This window comes from Mesorhizobium sp. WSM4828 (genome assembly GCF_055811175.1).
Genome location: NZ_JBVVQK010000015.1, coordinates 1 through 17,333, shown reverse-complemented (window position 1 = coordinate 17,333; position 17,333 = coordinate 1). Strand labels below are relative to the sequence as shown.

Below are 17,333 nucleotides of genomic sequence, written 5' to 3'. Positions count from 1 at the left end.
ATGAACTCAGCGTCTGTTTAAGGGCGGATGCCAAAAAACAGGTTAGCAGTCGTCTGGCGTTCGCGACGCTGCATCGCGGCCTCCTCTGCGGCGTGAAGGCTCGCTTGTGCAGTGGCCATCGTCAGCAGACTCGTGGCCTGGGCATTTTGGATGATTGCATCGTGAATCTGCTTGAGGACCAGACCGTTGGTCACTGTGGCCTGCACAATATTTCTCGAGCTGGAAAGCTGACCAAGCGTGTTGTCGTTAGCCTTAAGGCGCTTGTCCATTACGTCCAGAGTGTCGGCTGCAAGACCCGCGGCATTGGCGGCACCAGCGATTTGCTCCTCTAACAGTTTCCCTTCTGCATCGGTGCCGGTGACTCTCCGATCTGAGTCCTGCGCAATGTTACGCGCCATAATCGAAGCTGGCGCCCGAGCATCAAACATCTGCCCCTCCAGCTTATTGCTCGACGGGTAGTGATTTCCTTGGTTCAGTGCGCCCAGCAGGCCCGTGACAGCAAATGACGACTTCAGCATCTCCACCATTTCGATCGTGGTAGCGAGCGTCTGGGCTGACTTTATGAGGATCGCCGCAGTGGAAACGGCTGTCGCGGTCGCTTGTGTTTCTGTTAGAGGGTCGCTGACGATAAACTGTGACCTGGCCTCTGCGCTAAGCAGAAGGGAAGCGGCAAGCGTCGTTGCTGCAAGTTTAGCAAATTTCATGAATATTTCTCCGTCAGTCTTGAACTTCATGGTAACGGGCCATGAACTTGTCGAGCCACCCACCTGGGGCATCTCCGTGCTGGTCACGAAGCTGGTCGGCAAAGCGCACGGTGTTGGCTCGCCCCGAGAGTACGGCTACATACTCGCGCATCTGGCCGAGATCGAATTCGCAAACAACACTCCCGCTGTCGCGCTTGAGCAAAAACTTGCGGCTGCCAATTGCCATTCCCTGGCGGATTGCCTCGAACTCCTGCGTGGTGCACTTCAAGCCATCGACATACGCACCCCGGTCCGCCGTCGGTGATGGGTAGAAAATCTTCGTCATGCATTGCGCAACGAGACTGGCTCCGAGAGGCGATTCAAGCACGTGTTCAGGCTGCTGCGTTGCGAGTATCAACATCCCGTTGTTTTTGCGGACGGTGAGCAAGAACTTGTCGATAACAGCCGAGAACTGGGGGTTGAGCAGATAGAAGCGAAATTCGTCGCAGCTCATGACGAACCGACGGCCATCGACAACAGCGCCCACGCGATGCAGAAGATACGCGGCGGCGGGCGCACAGACCTCCTCAAATTCCAGGAGCTGCGTCATGTCGAAGCCGGTAATGCAGGCATCCAGCCTTACTTCGTCGACATCGCCGTCAAAGGCCCATCCAAGCGCATTCCCTCGACACCAGCGCTGCAGCCGCGCTCCAGCGCCCTCGGAGGGGCCGTGCAGCAGGAATTCGCGCAGGCCCGCAATTGAGCGCATGACGGGTTCGAACGAAAGTTGACGAACAATGCCACGCTCCAGTCGACGGCTTTCCTCCGGCGAGATCGGGCCACGGCCGTCACTCTCGATTAGAGCCATCAACCATTCGCGCAGAAAGTCCAACGAGGCGGAGGTGTTGTCCAGTCCACGTAGAGGGGCCAAGCCGCTCGGAGCGCCTCTGCGCAACGCTAGATATGTCCCTCCGGTGGCTCGCACCAGCAGTTCACCACCCCGGTCCTTATCGAAAAAGACGATGGCACCATCTCGATCGACCACGCTTTGCTCAAGCATCGCGAGGATAAAGGTCATCAGCGTCGTCTTGCCTTTGCCGACGGGTCCGAATATCGCCGTCATGCCGACGTCATTCTCATGGGGAATGTAGTCGAAAGAAGTTCCACCGTTCGTGCGAAAACGCGCAACAGCTTTGCCCCAGTGGCCGGAAGTGGAACCGCTTGGGAAGTTCTCAAAAGAGACAAGCCCGGCAAAGTTATGCGAGGTGATCGCCCCGGGGCGTGTGCGCCACCTGTTGTTCCCCGGAAGTTGGGACCAGTAGGCGGCCTCCATGCCGATACCCTCTTGAACGATAACGGCCCCTGCGTCAGCCAGCCTTGCGCGCGCATTTGCTGCGCGATCTGCAAGGCTATTGAGGCTGTCGGCATAGACGCACAGGCTCAAATGATGCGACCCCATGACGAACTCGTTGCTTGCCAGTGCGTCCTCTGCTTCGGCAAGTCCACTGATCTGGGTGAGAGCCTTGTCGCCGGCGCTCGTCATCTGGCTGGACTTAAGGCTAAGCTTCGCATGAGCTTGTGGCCGAGTGAGGAAGGAAAAGCTCTGGCTGAGGACAAGCGGGAAGTTGGCGGACAGCAAGGGATTTAGCATGCCCGGCCGCGTCGTCGCCGGATATTCACGGAACGAAAACAATGATCCCACGGAGCTACCTCCGGGTCTTCGAATCTCAAGCGCCCGCTTCCCGCAGATGACCTGGTCAGTGTAGATCGAGGCGCCGAGTGAGCCGGTAACCATCGGAACCGGAAGAAACCGGCAAGTCATTATCAGCCGAAGCGCCTCACCGATTTCCGTGAAGAGCACGTCGCCTTTCTCACGAATACCCAACCGGCGCAGACCGTAACCGCCCAGTGACCCAGCAATGATCTGCCAGAGGTCCTCCAGGCTTCGCATTTGTGTGGCGAGATCATTGTCATTCCGCCTGGGGGATTTGGCAATGCGCCAGCCGATCTTGCCGATCGCGGTGCGGGGGAACACGACGACAGTGAGGAAGTGATCGTTGCGAAAGAGCTTGCCCGACAGCACACGGCTCTCGTAGGCCTCGCTCAGACTGCCAGCGAATGCACTTTGAAACTGGCGCGATGCCGGCTCCGGCACATCGTTGTTTCGCACAAGATGAGCGTATAGCGTGACATTGTCATCGGCGATGTTGCGCAAGAGAGTGTTGAACGCGCGGCTGCGCGAGTTGCGCATCTCGGCGTCCTCCAAATCAAACGGCAGCCCGTTGACGTGTGCCATGGCCATGATCGATCCGTCTTCCAGAAGGACAACCTGGTCGCTTAGATGACCGACATATGGAAGATAGATCTCGCCAGATCTCTCGGTCCGGCCGCTGGCGCCAAACATTACACCATTCCTCTTCCGCGTTTCGGCACTCTGATCGGATTGGCGCTTACGCTCGCGCCGCCCCAGACCGGCCCGTCCACGCTTCTGCCGGCGGTCTGCAAATAGAGGAACGCGACGCTTGCGGCGTTATAGTCACGCTCAACAATCAGCCGTGCTCCGAACCAGAGTGGCACGAGCACGACTTCATAAAGTGGGTTCTTAAGGATAATGATGACGAGCCCCGCCAACATCATGAGCGCTCCGGCCAGCGTCAGCGGCACCCCCAGAAACAATGCGGGGCGTGTCGCCGCCACATAGAGGGTGCTCACTTCCAACCGGTCGCTCATCAGCCGCCGCCTATGAGCGCCTTGCCCAGGAAGCTGGCGCCAAACATGATGACGATTCCTCCAACGACGCCCGCAACCAGGCCCAGGGAAGCACGACCGAACATCCACGAGATGCCGATGGCCACGAGTCCGAGCACGGCCAGCGATTGTCCGAAGGGGCCAAGTATGAAGGTGCAGATATTCTGGACCATCTTGGCAGGATCCGTCCCTCCGGTCACCTGAGCCGCGGCTGGCCCGCTGGAGAAGACCGTCCACGCCGCGCCTGCGGCAGCGGCCGGTACATATTCAGCCGCCATGCGCAGCATGGAAAAAGGCGAAGGAATACGCGTTTTAAGCGCACGAAGTGTTTTGAGTGGCTGCATCATTGTATCTCCATGATTCAATCGAATACGAGTTTGTTGGGGTTCGAGGGTTCCCGCTCTTCCGCAGCCTGGGGACCGGAGGGGTCTGCCCCCGAGCGGTTCGGCTGATAAGAGCCCCAGATGTCCCACGAATCTTGTGTGGGCTGCTTTTCATTGGTCTGCTCGCTTTGTTCGAGCAGAGGCGGCACGGCTTTCCGACCGGGTGCCTCAAGGTGTCGCACGTCTCGAGCAGTCGGCTCCAACCTCCGCTCACGGAGCCTTGAGATATCCTTCGCGGCCGACTCGACCTTGCGCACATAACCGTTGGCGAAGCCGCGCGAGACGTCGCCGGTGTTATAGGCCGAGATGGCACGGCGAAGCGCCAGTTGCTGCGCCACAGCAGTCGTGCCGCCGGCATACCGGCTTTCAAGTAAGTGGGCGGCAGCCGAAAGCGAGGCGCAGGGCTCGAAGGCTTTTTCCGGCGTGAGATTGAGCATAGGAAAGTTCTTGCTGTTTATCTGCATCAATCCAACATCGACAGAATGTTGTGCTTCGAGGCGGTTCTTGACGCCCCGCGTGGCTTCCAGGTGATCTATCCAGCGAAGCTGCTCACCTGTGGTATTGTCGTGAGCCACGAGCGTATCAAAGCCACTTTCAATTTTGGCAATCGCGGCGAGCGTGGACGGCGCAACCCAGGGAGCGCATTTGCGCGATAGGCTGTCGAACTCACCGGGGGAAAGTGGCGCAGGCTCGCCCGGGACTGACATGGAGGTCAATAGGACGATGGCCAGGGGCCAAGCTGCAATAAACATTCCCTATCACCTACCTCTCTAAGCGGCCGGACGATTTTGGCCTGTCCGGCACGCGCTTATCGGGGAGGTTTGTTACTGTGTGATGTTCAAGTCCAGCTTTTCGGTTTCAACTGTAGCAAAGGACATTTGTTGGCATGAGCGTGCGTGAAAGCACCTTGCTCATGCCGTGGCGTGGCGCCGGCCCGATCAGTCACCGACAAATCCGGAGCATCTTGGTACGATCACTCCTCAGCGGGATTGCTCGCCCCCGGGCCGTCCGTTGCTCCTAGATCGCAAGCCGCGACTTCGGCGTCATGATGGATAGGGATAGCATCTTCTCTCAGGGCCAAAGCCAAAGCACACAATGAGACGGTTGGCCGGTTCGTTCTGGCTGCGGATCATCGTGGGTCGATCGAACGGGAGAAACCGACGCGAGGCGCCAAGCCGCCGCATATTGCGGTATGCTGCCATTGGTTGAACAGACAGCCATGCGCGGCCATACACACTCAAGTCACCGATCCAACACCGCGAGCTCACCCGCGAAGTGCTGGCTCCAAGGCGCAAACCCGTGGGCGCGAGGGTCAACTGGGAAGGCGTAGCGACCAGCACGCTGCGCATTGTGTTGCAACCTTGGTTCAGCTTTTCGCCGCGCTAGGTGAAGAAGCCTGCACAGTCCCATCGGCAGAAAACCGCACGCCATTAACGGACCGACGGGGCTATCGCCAAGGATGATCACGAGGTTCGATTTGGCGCTGTCGACTTTGTGGCGTTACCGGTGACGTGACAGGCTCCAAGTGGGGTCTTGAATAAAATGAGAATGTTGGGTCGGACGGCAACCGTCACCGGACCAGCCGTCGCCCGAAACAGGATTGACGCCGGCCACCTCGGAAGAACCCGACTTTGCGGGAGTACGTACCATTTGGCACAAGCCATCAATGGCGAATCACATTCGTCCTCCTGCCGACCGCCTCTCAGGGGATCAATCAAACGCCGCTGCTCAACCACATCCGAGCCCGACCCGCGAGCAGGAGGATGTCGAGATGATTCAGGTCCGCAAGCGCCAGATAACGTGACGAAGATTCAGGACATGGCAGGCAACTCGGCATCCATGCCGTCGAACGAGTGGTATGAGCAGGCCTGCACCAAACTGACAAAACGGGAAGCTCGATGCGAAAAAAGCGAAAGACCTCACGGCAGCTCATGTCGGCGCTTGAACCTGTCTGGTGACACGGCTAAATGCATGCGGCCAATTCGCGGTCGACAAGGCCCCAGCTTTCTACCAACTCTGGACGAGCAAGGCCCTCGTTGCTGGCCGCCCGCAGCGGCGAGTGGGACCAAGGGGGAGCTGTCCTACATCGGTTCCCTAGGGTTGCTCGGCAACAGCTTAGATAGTGCGATTCGAGATTGAAGGTGAGCCGTTGAAACATGTTCTTGTCATCGATGATGATGCCGCAATGCGGCGCGTCATCGCCGAGTATCTCACGATGCATGCCTTGAAGGTAACTGCAGTCCACGATAGCAAGCAGTTTGACCATGTTCTTTCACACGAGCCAGTCGATCTGGTGGTTGTTGATCTTAACCTAGGCCGGGAGGATGGACTTGCGATCGTCCGCAATCTGGCGACAAAATCGGATGTTCCCATCATAGTGATCAGCGGCGACCGGCTTGATGAGGCGGAAAAAGTGGTTGCACTGGAGCTCGGCGCAACCGATTTCATTCCCAAGCCTTTCGGGATGCGCGAATTCTTGGCCCGCATTCGAGTAGCGTTACGCCAGCGCATTCCGCGAACCAGAGATCAGCGCTCATTTCGCTTTGGGGCCTGGAAGCTCAGCGTCAAGCAGCGGCGACTGATCTGTGAGGAGCGTGGCGAGGTCAAGCTTACCGCATGTGAGTTCAATCTCTTGATCGCGTTTCTGGAGAACCCACGCAACGTGTTATCCAGAGAACGGCTTTTGCTCGCGAGCCGTGTGCGTGGAGAAGAGGTCTATGATCGAAGTATCGATGTCCTAATCTTGCGCTTGCGCCGAAAGCTGGAGGCTGATGCGGCCAATCCTCGCCTGGTCAAAACATGCCGTGGTGCAGGGTACTTCTTCAACGCTGACGTAGATGTCAGCTACGGAGGCACCTTGGCCGCTTGACCGGGAGCTATTCTGGACTTTCCCGAGTACATCCGCCACCGTGACGACCGGAAGAAAAATCGATCTGATCGCAGGCCGCTCGCGGCCTGAAGACGGCGCTCTGCGCTACATCCGTTTCGTCCCACGGCGCTGTTCGCGAGCTGCAATGGCGCATTCTCGACCATCTCAAGAAGCAGGGTGTCCAGGCCAATCAGGATATTACCTTCATTACCGACGGTGGGGAAGAAGTCCGCTCGCTCGCGGAAATGATTGCACCGGCGGGCGAGCATGTCCTCGACTGGTTCCATATCACCATGCGCACCACGGTCCTTCGCCAGTTGGTGCAAGGGCTCGAAAACCACGACGAGCAGGCCGGACAGGACCTGCTTGAAAACTTGCGCACGATCAAATGGCATCTCTGGCATCGTAACGTCTATCGTGCCCGTGACGAAATTGCCGACCTGCAGTTCGACGCGGAAGGTCTCGAAACAGGCTAGCCGAACATGCGCAAGTTCCTGAGCGCCGTCGGCGGGTTCCAAGCTTACATCGCCTTCCAACAGTGCCAGCCAGATAAATTTCGGCAAGAGCTACGGTCCGGAGATCGCATCGCGCCTCTGTCGTCAAACGAGCTGTTCTGCTTGACCCCAGCCATGGAGTTCAACGTCCCGCGTCGGAGCGCTCTCTGCTTCTGAAGGAAGCCATCAGGTCCGCTCGGGCTTGATCGGAGGCTTGGCTGATGGACGTTGTGGTTGCTTCGCTTGGCTGGCGTCCCACGGCGAGGCTTTGCGGATTCTCAGTCCTCGGCCTCTTCGCCGGCCTCAACAGCGCTGTGTAATGTTCAGTGTTTATGATGACGCCCCCGGTGTTGCTCCTGTCGGGTGTACTCGTCAGCTCGTCCTGGGCCCCGCGCGTCTTGCCCAAGTGCCGTTCAAACGGCGCTGGCGCGACTTGTCGGGCTTGCTGCTCTTGCAAGACGGCGTGTTGCACCTGCGACCCGGCTGCTGCAAAAGCGTCGGCGGGGATTGCGGCAAGCTCGTGCGGCAAGCGCTCCTCCCTCAGTCGGTTTTGCAGCGCCTGCCGATCGGCAACGAGGTAGTTGAGGTCCAGCGGCAGCTGCGGGACTGGCCGCTCTTCGTTCGCCAATCGAAGAACCAGCTCGCGCGTGCCGTCCACCACAAAGACGCCGCAATCAACATCGTTGTTCTGCTGCGCCATGGCGGGTGTCACCATGGTGGTCGCGTCCAGTCTTGTTGCGAGCTCTAGTGCAGGCGCATTGTTGTATCCCTGTCGATTGTGCTGGATGGAGTCGTAGTGATAGGCGACCGTTCTTTCCGGGTCGCGGCGATCAACGAGCAGCAGCGACCAATGGGTGCCGCTCTCACCAAGAGTGCCATCATTCACTGGCAGGAACACGAAGTCGGGTGGGCCGAAGTTTCGATTATAAATTGACTGCAACGTGCCTCGCGCGTCTTGCTGCTCCATGTGGCGCAGCAGATGGGATACCGTCGGATCCACCAGCTGCATCCTGGCGGCGAGCGCTGGGTGGGCCTCCTGCAGGTCCTCCTCCAGCAACCGGTAATCCCTGTGGATATGGGCGTCGCTCAGCAGGTCGGCGCCGAGCACCGCCCCCGCGGGGAGGTTGGACGAGCCTGACGGAAAAGCTCCGATCTGAGCATCGGAGGAGGAGGTCAGATCGACCAACGGAACACCGCGATAGGTGTCTGACAACCTGGCGGTCGCTGGCGAGACGGGTTCTGGAGCCATTGCCGGTACTGCTGCCGCTGCAGCTTCACTCATCGTACCTCGATGGACGAGCCAAAAGTCGTTGCGCCCTTCTGGCCTCTCGGCGGTGTAGCCGTGACCTTTAGTCTCGTAGTTCCATTCCGGCCTGCCCGCATCCGGCAAGAGGCCATAATGGTCCAAGGAAGAGAGCATCGCGTCGCGTTGAGTCCCATGCGAAAAGCCTTCAGGGACGGTGAATGAGACGTTTATGGAGTTCTCGATCGCAGCGGGGGTCACCTCAGACCTTGCAAAGGGCGCGGCCTCCGCATGCAGGCTTCCAATGTGTTCGGACCCTGTGCCTTGAACGGGTACCCCTGCCAATGGCAATTCACCCACCTGCTGCATGGGGGGCTGCATCGGCACGCGGCCGCCTGAATTGCCGATTTCGCTCAGCGGCTGCTGAATGGCGGCGGCTTGCGGCGTATTCAGGGCCTGCCTCTCCGCTGGCCGCAGCAGCGCCGCGGAATGTTCATTGTTGATGATGACCCGCTCGGGTGGCAGGAGGTTGCCCTGGTCAAGCGCATCCGGCCAGGGCCGGATCTGCTGTTGGCTGGCAGCTAACGCTGGCGGGGCGGCGGCCTGAACTCCAACGTGCCCAGAGCCGGCCGCTGCGAAAGCGTCCGCCACCATCCTGTCTGACGCGGGCTCCGCATCGCGAACCCGTTCCAGCGCGGAGAGGAGATTGCGGTTGCCTGGAAACAACGTCTCGGCGAATTCGATCCGCGAATCATGATCCAGCCCAGAGATCGTCTGGCCCCGACTCTCAAGCGCCTCAGAAAATCTGCGAAGACTACTAACATAGGCAGCACGGGTGGTTAAGGCCAAGCTGCTGTCACTGGTCACTTGTTCCAAGACATGCGCGTCTGCCTTTGAGGGCACCGGCACTCGCCACCCGCGAGTAGCTGAATAGCCCGGCTCATGATACGCACGCAGGACGTTCAACGCCGCCTTTATATCCTCGTTTTTCGGAAAGACAGCATCGACGTGATCGACCAGGGATTGGTGATTTTTTAGATCAGTCGCTTGGCCACGAGCGCCGAGATCATTCGCCAATCGGCGAAGTGTACGCCTGTAATTTTGGAGCGTTCTCACGCTCAATTTTTGCTGAGCCGCAGCGTGGGCGATCGCCTTATCAATAGTGTCCCGGTGTTCGTCGGACAGATGGGGATATCGGGCGCCACTCGCGACAGGTTCGGCTCGGCGCGGCTCGGCCACGTGCTGCTCAAGGCCCACTTGCCGGGCCTGGCCCGCATCCGGCAAGGGGTCATTGCGGTCCACGAAAGAGAGCATCGCGTCTGGGACGCGTTGAGTCCCATAGGAGAAGCCTTTGGGGAGGGCGAATGAGACGTTAGAGTTCTCGATCGCAGCGGGGGGTGCCTCAGACCTTGCGAAGGGCGCGGCCTCCGCATGCAGCCTTCCGATGTGTTCGGACCATGTCCCTTGAACGGGTACCCCTTCCAATGGCAATTCACCCAATTGCTGCACGAGGGGCTGCATCGGCACGCGGCCGCCTGAATTGCCGATTTCGCTCAGCGGCGGCTGAATGGCGGCGGCTTGCGGCGTATTCAGGGCCCTCTGCCTCTCGGCTGGCCGCAACAGCGCCGTGGAATGTTCATTGTTGATGATGACGCCGCCGCTGTTCACGAGGTTGTTCCTGTCAAGTGTACGCGTCAGCTCGTCCTGGGCCTCACGCGACTTGCCCAAGTGCCTTTCAAACGGCGCTGGCGCGACTTGTCGGGCTTGCTGCTCTTGCAAGACGGCGTGTTGCGCCTGCGACCCAGCTGCTGCAAAAGCGTCCGCGGGGATTGCGGCAAGCTCGTGCGCCAAGCGGCCCTGCCTCAGTCGGTTTTGCAGCGCCTGCCGATCGGCGACGAGGGTGTCGAGGTGCAGCGGCCGCTGCCGTTCCGGCCACTCTTGGTTCGCCAATCTCTGAACCAGCGCGCGCGTGCCGTCCACCACGAAGACGCCGCAATCAACACCGTTGTTCTGCCGGGCCATTTCGGGTGTCACCAGGGCGGTCGCATCCAGTCTTGTTGCGAGCTCTAGTGCAGGCGCGTTGTTGTATCCCCGTCCATCGCGCTGATGGATGGAGTCGTAGTGATAGGCGACCGCTCTCTCCGGGTCGCGGCGATCAACGAGCAGCAGCGACCAATGCTCGTTGCGTCCATCATTCTCCACCATAGCCATAGGATTGCCACTGTTCACCGGCAGGAACACGAAGTCGGCTGCGACGTCGTTTTGATGATAGATGGACAGCAATGTAGGTTGCGGGTCCCGGTCGTGACGGCGCAGTTGCTGGGAGACCAAGGGATCCACCAGCCGCGTTCGGGCGGCGAGCGCTGGGTGGGCCACCTGCAGGTCCTGCTCCAGCAACCGGTAATCCCTGTGGATATGGGCGTCGCCCAGCAGGTCGGCGCCGAGCACCGCCCCCTCGGGGAGGTTGGACGAGCCTGACGGAAAAGCTCCGATCCGTGCATCGGAAGAGGTGGTCAGATCGACCAACGGAACACCGCGATAGGTGTCTGACAGCCTCGCGGTCGCAGGCAAGGCGTGTCCTGGAGCCTTTGCCGTTACTGCCGCCACTGCAGCTTCCCTCATCGCACCGCGATCGACAAGCCAAACGTCGTTGCCTCCCTCTGGCCTCCGGGCGGTGTAGCCGTGACCTTTAATCTCGTAGTTCCATTCCGGCTGGTCCGCGTCCGGCAAGAGGCCATAATGGTACAAGGAAGAGAGCATCGCGTCTGGGACGCGTTGAGTCCCATGGGAGAAGCCTTCAGGGACGGCGAATGGGATGTTTATGAAGTCCTCGACCGCAGCGGGGGTCGCCTCAGATCTTGCAAAAGGCGCGGCCTCCGCATGCAGGCTTCCAATGTGTTCGGACCCTGTGCCTTGAACGGGTACCCCTGCCAATGGCAATTCACCCAAGTGCTGCACGGGGGGCTGCATCGGCACGCGGCCGCCTGAATTGTCGATTTCGCTCGGCGGCTGCTGAACGGCGGCGGCTTGCGGCGGATTCAGGGCCCACTGCCTCTCTGTCGGCCGCAACGGCGCCGTCGAATGTTCATTGTTGATGATGAACCGCTCGGGTGGCAGGAGGTTGCCCTGGTCAAGCGCATCCGGCGTGGGCCGGATCTGCTGTTGGCTGGCAGCTAACGCTGGCGGGGCGGCGGCCTCAACTCCGGCGTGTCCAGAGCCGGCCGCTGCCAAAGCGTCCGCCACGATCCTGTCTGACGCGGGCTTCGCATCGCGAACCCGTCCCAACGCCAAGCGGAGATAACGATTGCCTGGAAACAACCCCTCGGCGAGTTTGATCCGCGAATCATGATCCAGCCCAGAGATCGTCCGGCCCTGCCTCTCAAGCGCCATAGAAAAATTGCGAAGATTACGACCATAGATAAGACGGGTGGTTAAGGCCAAGCTGCTGTCACTGGCCACTTGTTCCAGGACATGCGCGTCTGCCTTTGGGGGCGCCGTCACTGGCCACCGGCCAGTCGCTGAATAGCCCGGCTCATGATACGCACGCAGGAGGTTCAACGCCGGCTTTATGTCCCTGTTTTTCGGAAAGAAAGTCTCGAGGTGATCGACCAGGGATTGGTGATTTCTTAGATCAGTCGCTTGGCCACGAGCGCCGAGATCATTTGCCAATCGGCGAAGTGCAGACGTGTATATTCCGAGCGTCTGCGCGCTATGGTGTTGCTGAGCCTCAGCATGGGCGATCGCCTTATCAATCACGTCCCGGTGTTCGTTGGACAGATGGGGATAGCGGGTGGCAGAGGCACCAACAGCCGCTGAATAGCCCGGCTCATGATAGGCACGCAGGACGTTCAACGCCCTCTTTATTTCCTCCTTTTTCGGAAAGAAAGCATTGGCGTGATCGACCAGGGATTGGTGATTTTTTAGGTCAATCGCTTGGCCACGAGCGCCGAGATCATTTGCCAATAGGCGAAGTGCAGACGTGTATTTTCGAACCGTGCTCTCGTCATATGTTTTCTGAGCCGCAGCGTGGGCGATCGCTTTATCAATAAGGTCCCGGTGTTCGTAGGACAAATGGGGATAGCCGGTGGCACGGGCGCCACTCGCGACAGGATCCGCTCGGCGCGGCTCGGCCACGTGCGGCTCAAAGCCCGCTTGCCGGGCCTGGCCCGCATCAGGCAAGGGGTCGTGGCGGCCCACGAAAGGGAGCATCGCGTCTGGGACGCGTTGAGTCCCATGGGAGAAGCCTTTGGGGACCGCAAATGAGACGTTTATGGAGTTCTCGATCGCAGCGAGGTGCTTCTCAGACCATGCGGACGGCGCGGCCTCCGCATGCAGCCTTCGGGTGTGCTCGGACCCTATCCCTTGAACGGGTACCCCTTCCAATGGCAATTCACCCAATTGCTGCACGAGGGGCTGCATCGGCACGCGGCCGCCTGAATTGCCGATTTCGCTCAGTGACGGCTGAATGGCGGCGGCTTGCGGCGTATTCAGGACCCTCTGCCTCTCGGCTGGCCGCACCAGCGCTGTGTAATGTTCGTCGTTGATGATCACCCACTCGGGTAGCAGGTGGTTGCCCTGGTCAAGCGCTTCCGGCCAGGGCCGAATCTGCTGTTGGCTGGCAGCTAACGGCGGCGGGGCGGCGGCCTCAACTCCGGCGTGCCCAGAGCCGGCCGCTGCGAAAGCGTCCGCCACTATGCTGTTGAGGTCACCCGGCCCAGCGGGCATCCCTGGCTCGCTGAAAAAAGACGAGGCGGCTTGATCATCCTGCCGTCGCTGAAGGACTTCGCGGAACCCCTGTTCAAGTCGCAGAACCTCTTCTGGATTCGTTGGCGACTCGTCAGCTTGATCCAACAGCCTGCGGGTCTCGGCAAGGTGCTGCCTATAGACCACTTGCCGGGCCTGGTCAGCTTGCCCCTCCTCCAAGCCGGCGCCCTGCACCTGCGACAAAGCTGTTACACGGGATGGGTTACTATTTCGCGGGTTCATACTAGCCTCACATCAAACTGTATCGTCAAAGTTCTGTGCCAATCCGCGCAGCTGCTCATCGGTTGAGATTCTGCCAAGAGCCCTCGTCTGCTTCCATCAAGGGTGCCGGCTCCGGGAGGGCGCCTGTCTGGCTTTCGAGATGCGTCCGCATGGCGAGTTGCGCGAGGAGTTTGAACTTCTCCCCCGGCTGGGCGAAGAGGGCCCCGATAGAAGACGGGAGTTGCGAAACCCAGATAGAACGGCGTCTCGAACCAAAAGGCACGGATGTCAAACGTCATCAAAGCCTCGCCGCTACCCCCATGGCGAAACGTTGCGTACAGACTTGCCGCGCAGAAGCCCAAGGCGAGTGAGCACGCGATGCTAATGGCTATGTTGGGGGGCGTCGTTTTTGTTGAAGGCATTGTTCCATTGCCGGATTAGCCATAGCTAATGCTGCGCTTGCTTCAGACACCGGAGCGACGTCGCGCGATGTCGCCGCTCCAAAGATCGATGCGGAGCGGGTGGTGCGATGCTTGCATTGCACCGCCCGGCAGACGTGATTCTGAAAGTTACCCTAAGGCAGGTACATCAACGGCCAGCGCATTAGAGATGGCAAGGCCGTGAACGGGATTCGAGGAGACGGCGTCACTTACCATAGCCGAGACCTCAACGGCCTGAGCGATCTCTGCTTCTGGAGCCAGCCATTAGATCCTCGCGGGCGTGATTATAGGCGTGACTTAGGGACTGCCCGATTTCACCACCCCGCCGCAACTGTTGACGGGAGGTTTGCGGGCTTACTGTATCACGGACTGACGCCGCAATACCTGCTATGTGGCCGTCCAGATTCGCATTCCGTTCCTCTGCTGCATGCTGCGGCGGAGGCATGTGCGGCAAGATATCTTGCATGCCGGGAACTGCGTAAGCTTGGGCCTGTTGATTTGCGTCGAACTGGTGATACGCCGCCAATTGCGGCGGCTCGACAGGAGGCCGGGGCAGCGAGTCCAGTTGGTTGACGGCCACCAGAACTGATTCCACTGCGTCTTGGTGCGTGCGCGAGGAAGGATCCATTCCGTACGCTTCCTGAATCATCAGTGATGCGATTTCCTTTTGATGGTCTTCAGGAATACGGGACAATGCGTTGCGTACACTATCAGCGAACTCAGGTGAGATCACTTGTACTTCTGCATATTTTTCCCACGATACGGGTGCGTTTTGCTTCCGGCGCAAATCGTTGGCAGTCTGTTCATTTGTGTCCGGATGCACGAACGGAATCAACCCCTCAACACGGTTTTTCAGGAATTCGGCGGTGCTTTTGTCCATCGACCAATGACCTTCCTTGACCGGCACTCCGCTCCATGCGCTGTCTTTCAACCGAACAGCGGGACCGTTGGCCCAGGCATCCATGACCACGGTCGACCTCGGGTCGCGGCTTCCGCGCCGCAATTCGTTCCAAATGTGACCCGTCTTGACTGGGATCTCATCACCTTCGCGGGTTATCTCTTTCATTGACACGGAAGCACTAGAGGTCATACTCCGCTCGTCGGCCGCCATGTGTGGGGCGTGGACGATAGCGGAAAGGGGAGCGGTCTGATTGCAGCACGCCGCTCCCATGACTACGGCCACTGCAACCTTAATGTTGTCGTCTGCTCCCCTCATTGCAACCGACGATCCGATGCTGTTGTGGCCGCGAGAGGGAATGTCGTCCACCTTAACGTTTCCCCGGCCATGCTTGAGCAGCAGGCGAACGTCGTGAACTGTTTGCCCCGCTGTCGCGAGTCTTATCGGGCTGGTGACGTCGTCACCGACGACACACGCTCCCATATGATAGGCGGCCTGCTGGATCTGATGTGGCTCCAGAGGCGCATCTCCGCCCCGTCGCAACCTGTCGGCAGGCGTGCCCAGGGAGACCCTCAGCGCTGCCGTGGATTCTCGCGGCGACTCTTCCGCATGTCGAGTCGATCCGGAGGATTTGGAAATGCAAATTCCCATAGCCGTTCACCTGTAGTGGAGTTTCTGATCGCCGAGGGACGGGATACGCGAGAGGCGCTTAACCGTCAGTGTCATCTGGATGAGCTTCCATCAAGGGTGCCGGCTCCGGGAGGGCGCCTGTCTGGCTTTCGAAGATGCGTTTAAGGATGCGGTCCGAAAAATATCGCACCTTCCTCAATTGCAATGGTGGCAGCCCTTTGATGAGAACAATCTCGTAGTCTTCATCGAGCAGCCGAACCTGTTCGGGACGCAACAGCGGTGCACCTTGATGCGAATTCTGAATGTTCCAATCGAACGTTCGCGCCTGGCTGTAGGAAATCGACTTGGCTTCAAACGTGTATTCACCGATGGCTTTGGAAATGTAGGTTGGGGTCTCGTCATCGGCAGTGGCCATAAACACTTGCAGGCCGGTATTGCTCAGAAAATTCTGCTTGCCAGCCTCTCCATAAGCCCCCGTCAGTGCCGAAAGGCTTTGGATGATGAGCATGAAACGCCCCTTGTAGCCCGCGATGGTCGTAATTGCGGTCTCGATCGCCTCCAGCTTACCCAAGTGCTTGAACTCGTCGAGCAGAAAGAGAACCTCGTTCTTTTCATCTTGGCGGGGCAGCGACCGCTGTAGAATTGAAACGATTTGCTGAAAGAACAGGCGTATCAAAGGCGCGATCACCTCAAGGTCGTTCGGACCGACGCACAGATAGATGCACGTTCTGCGACGGCGAAGATCATAGACCGAAAAGTCCGAGCGACTTGTAGCTGCCTTTACAGCCGGATCCGCCCACAGATTGAGCCCGCCATCGCCGAGGACGGACGTGTAGGAGGTCAGGATTTTTGTATCGTTCCCCGCCATGTCGTCGAAGATGCGTTGTGCCTCTTTGTTCCGGGTCTCCATGGCGAGTTGCGCGAAGAGCTTGAACTTCTCCCCCGGCTGGGCGAAGAGGTCATAGACGGCGCCGATTGTTGGCGTACCCCGCTCGATGCAGGCAAGGATCCCGGCGACAAAGATATCTCGCGCGCCGCTGACAAAACCTTCCGCGCCCTCCCCCTTGGCCGTGATCAGGTTTGCGGCCAAGCGGCGGGCTTCGGTGAATTGCAGCTGTGGAGGCAGCGCTATAAGATCCAACAGCGGATTGTAGCAGTTGGTGCGCCGCTCCGAATCCAGCGGCGCGAATTTGAACACGTTGTCGCCTGCGGCTTTGCGCGCCCTCGAGGTAAGCTCAAAGAGCTCCCCCTTCACGTCGAGAGCTATCACCGAGCCTTTGAATGTAAGGAGCGTTGGAATGACTATGCCGACGCCCTTGCCAGCACGGGTTGGTGCAACAATAAGGCTGTGAGGCTGCTCGCCATTGGTCAGGTAGTAGCCAGGCCAGAAAGGGCCACTTGTCTTCCCAAATACCGGCCCTGTCACGCCACGGTATCGTCGCAGATATCCCGTGCGTCGCATTTCATCCACTCGAGCCCAACGAGCCGTCCCGTGGTGTTCGAGCTTGCGGCGTAATACGATCCGCTGAATCAGCAAGACGACCGCGGACGTCGAGAGCAAGATAGCTGCGCCCCGATAGAAGACGGGGCTTGCGAAACCCAGATAGAAGGGCGTCTCAAACCAAAAGGCACGGACGTCAAACGTCATCAAAGCCTCGCCGCCACCCCCGTGAAGGAACGTTGCGTACAGACTTGCCGCGCAGAAGCCCAAGGCGAGCGAGCACGCGATGCTAATGGCTATGTTGGGGGGCGTCGTTTTTGTTGAAGGCATTGTCCCATTGCCGGATTAGCCGTAGCTAATGCTGCGCCCGCTTCAGACACTGGACCGACGTCGCGCGATGTCGCCGCTCGACAGATCGATGCCGGAGCGGGGGGGGGGGGGGGGGGGGGGGGCGCCCCCCCCCCCCGGGGGGTTTTTTTTTTTAAGGAAAAATCAGAGGGGGAAGCGCCCCCGGGGTGTTTATATGGATGGGGGGTGGG

At 59.4% G+C, this 17,333-nt stretch carries 9 protein-coding genes and 2 pseudogenes; 2 read left to right on the top strand and 9 right to left on the bottom strand.

Annotated features, from left to right (window positions below; all coding sequences use genetic code 11):
* Nucleotides 1-17: 17 nt before the first annotated feature.
* Genes AC0L2X_RS18100 through AC0L2X_RS18080 form a run of 5 tightly spaced genes read right to left on the bottom strand, consistent with a single transcriptional unit; the run spans nt 18 to nt 4,566 of the window.
* A complete protein-coding gene (locus AC0L2X_RS18100; RefSeq protein ID WP_473600243.1) occupies nt 18-704 on the bottom strand; it encodes a TrbJ/VirB5 family protein in 687 nt (228 codons plus the stop codon).
* A 13-nt stretch (nt 705-717) separates the two neighbouring features.
* The gene (virB4, locus tag AC0L2X_RS18095) at nt 718-3,087 is read right to left on the bottom strand and encodes a type IV secretion/conjugal transfer ATPase VirB4 (RefSeq protein WP_473600145.1); all 2,370 of its coding nucleotides are present in this window, start codon (nt 3,085-3,087) and stop codon (nt 718-720) included.
* The gene (locus tag AC0L2X_RS18090; protein ID WP_473564846.1) at nt 3,087-3,413 is read right to left on the bottom strand and encodes a type IV secretion system protein VirB3; all 327 of its coding nucleotides are present in this window, start codon (nt 3,411-3,413) and stop codon (nt 3,087-3,089) included. The genes virB4 and AC0L2X_RS18090 overlap by 1 nt, the downstream gene beginning before the upstream one ends.
* Nucleotides 3,413-3,778, bottom strand: a complete 366-nt coding sequence (gene virB2, locus AC0L2X_RS18085) for a pilin major subunit VirB2 (protein ID WP_473600144.1) — start codon at nt 3,776-3,778, stop codon at nt 3,413-3,415. The genes AC0L2X_RS18090 and virB2 overlap by 1 nt, the downstream gene beginning before the upstream one ends.
* 14 nt (nt 3,779-3,792) lie before the next feature.
* Entirely contained in the window at nt 3,793-4,566 is a 774-nt protein-coding gene (locus tag AC0L2X_RS18080) for a type IV secretion system lytic transglycosylase VirB1 (RefSeq protein ID WP_473600143.1), read from the bottom strand.
* Between the two features lie 1,397 nt (nt 4,567-5,963).
* On the opposite strand from AC0L2X_RS18080, the gene virG reads away from it, so the two are divergent.
* Together virG and AC0L2X_RS18070 are read left to right on the top strand one after the other, a co-directional pair.
* Complete coding sequence (gene virG / locus AC0L2X_RS18075) at nt 5,964-6,683, top strand: two-component system response regulator VirG (protein WP_473600142.1); 720 nt, start codon at nt 5,964-5,966, stop codon at nt 6,681-6,683.
* Nucleotides 6,684-6,710: 27 nt separating this feature from the next.
* Nucleotides 6,711-7,289 (top strand): annotated as a pseudogene (locus AC0L2X_RS18070) (ISKra4 family transposase); the annotation flags it as partial.
* Nucleotides 7,290-7,319: 30 nt separating this feature from the next.
* Here AC0L2X_RS18070 and AC0L2X_RS18065 read toward each other — a convergent pair.
* The 4 genes and pseudogenes from AC0L2X_RS18065 to virD4 all read right to left on the bottom strand — a co-directional run bounded on the left by AC0L2X_RS18065 (nt 7,320) and on the right by virD4 (nt 17,124).
* The gene (locus tag AC0L2X_RS18065; RefSeq protein ID WP_473600141.1) at nt 7,320-13,406 is read right to left on the bottom strand and encodes a Ulp1 family isopeptidase; all 6,087 of its coding nucleotides are present in this window, start codon (nt 13,404-13,406) and stop codon (nt 7,320-7,322) included.
* A 200-nt stretch (nt 13,407-13,606) separates the two neighbouring features.
* A pseudogene (locus AC0L2X_RS18060) lies at nt 13,607-13,807 on the bottom strand (type IV secretion system ATPase VirD4); the annotation flags it as partial.
* Between the two features lie 244 nt (nt 13,808-14,051).
* Nucleotides 14,052-15,092 (bottom strand): type III secretion protein, encoded by a 1,041-nt coding sequence (locus AC0L2X_RS18055; RefSeq protein ID WP_473600140.1) that lies wholly within the window; start codon nt 15,090-15,092, stop codon nt 14,052-14,054.
* A gap of 340 nt (nt 15,093-15,432) precedes the next feature.
* Entirely contained in the window at nt 15,433-17,124 is a 1,692-nt protein-coding gene (gene virD4 / locus AC0L2X_RS18050; RefSeq protein WP_473600139.1) for a type IV secretion system ATPase VirD4, read from the bottom strand.
* Nucleotides 17,125-17,333 lie beyond the last annotated feature (209 nt).